Source organism: Micromonospora sp. NPDC005215 (assembly GCF_040607915.1).
In the GTDB taxonomy this organism is placed as follows: Bacteria; Actinomycetota; Actinomycetes; order Mycobacteriales; family Micromonosporaceae; genus Micromonospora.
In genome coordinates, this window is the sequence record NZ_JBEXHQ010000119.1 from 1 (window position 1) to 1,643 (window position 1,643).

The following is a 1,643-nucleotide window of genomic DNA, read 5'->3' on the forward strand; positions in this document are numbered from 1 at the left end:
AACGAGGCGGTGTACTCGCGCAGCATCACCGTGCCGGACTCGGGGCAGCCGCAGTCGACCTGGATCGAGTTCGGCGCCGTCAACCACCAGGCGACGCTCTCCGTCGACGGCCGGGTGGTAGCGACCCAGACGACGGCGTTCACCCCGTCGAACTTCGACATCAGTAGCTACGCCGCACCGGGCACCACCCACACGATCAGTGTGCAGGTGAAGGGCCGCGGTGCGTTGAGGTCGTCCGACGGCAAGTACCTGGTCCCCATAGCGGCCGACTGGTCCGAGGCGATACCGCAGGGCATCTACCGGTCCGCGTCCCTGCGGGTGTACCCGGCGGTGTACGTCAGCGACACGTTCGTCCGAACCTCGGTGGCGAACCGCACCCTCAGCTACGACGTGTCGGTGACCAACTCCTCGGCCGCGACCAGAACCGTCACCCTGAGCGGGTCGATCACGTCCGACGGCGCGGGCTCCTTCAGCTACCCGCAGTTGCCGCAGCAGACCGTGACGGTGGCGGCCCGTTCGACGGCGAAGGTCACGGTGGGCCCCGTGGCGTGGGACCTCGGCGCCACCTCGTACTGGTGGCCCAATGTGCCGTACCGGTCCGGGTACCGGGCCCAACTGCACCGCCTGGCGATCCACGCCACCGCTGACGACGGCCGCACCAGTGACGCCACGTACCGCTTCGGGTTCCGGGAGAGCACGCAGAACGGCGAGTACTACTACCTCAACGGCGTGCGGGTGAACTTCCGTGGCGACAGCCTGCAGGGCGCCGACTACGACCGGGTCAACTACGGCGGTAAGGGCGACGCGTACGACACCCTGCCCGGTTTCCTGCCGCCGTCGTCCGGCAACGGCGGCTGGCCCGCGGCGGTGGACAACTACCAGCGTCTCAACTACAACGTGGTACGCATGCACATGGAACCGGCCAGCCCGTACATGCTCGACGTGGCCGACGAGATGGGCCTGATGGTCATCGACGAGACCGCCATCCGCAGTGGTTCCCAGGACTTCGTGTCCGGACGCAACAACATGGTGGCCCACGCTCGTGCGCTGACCCTGCGCGACCGCAACCATCCGGCGATCATCCGCTGGAGCCAGATCAACGAGCCCAGCTCCAACAACAACGACTCGCAGCAGTTCCAACAGGACCTGTACACGGCGATGAACGGCAACGACGGCACCCGGCCGATCAGCATCGACGCCGGCATTGGCGCGGACTCGCCCAGCCGGTACCCGGCCATGAACTACCCCAACTTCGCCATCTTCGCGCACTACCTGGACGGCGTCGGCCGCTACGGCGAGGCCCTGAATCGCCATTCCGGGCGCCCGGACGGCGAAGGCGAGTACATCTGGCCCGCCTGCAGCACCAAGCAGGGCTTCACGTGGTTCGCCACCGCGACTGCCGCCAAGCGCGGCAAGGACGCCAGCGACCTGCGCCCGTACACGCTGCTGTCTGCCTGGGCCAGCGTGGTGCCGGGCGTGCGAACCACCGACTTCACCACGGAGGAGAACACTCGCCCGGTCTACGGCGCGGACAACCTGCCCGACCCGTGGAGCAACCCGCAGATCCAGCGGGTGCAGGCGGCGTTCAACCCGGTGGCCGCGGTCGACCTCCCGTACTGGTCCGCCTCCGGCAATTCGGACTC

General features: G+C 68.0%; 1 protein-coding gene. It reads left to right on the forward strand.

The genetic code is table 11. From position 1 onward, the window contains the following. The coding region (locus ABZU25_RS34455; protein ID WP_355033546.1) for a glycoside hydrolase family 2 TIM barrel-domain containing protein at window positions 1-1,643 on the forward strand (1,643 nt) is incomplete at both ends.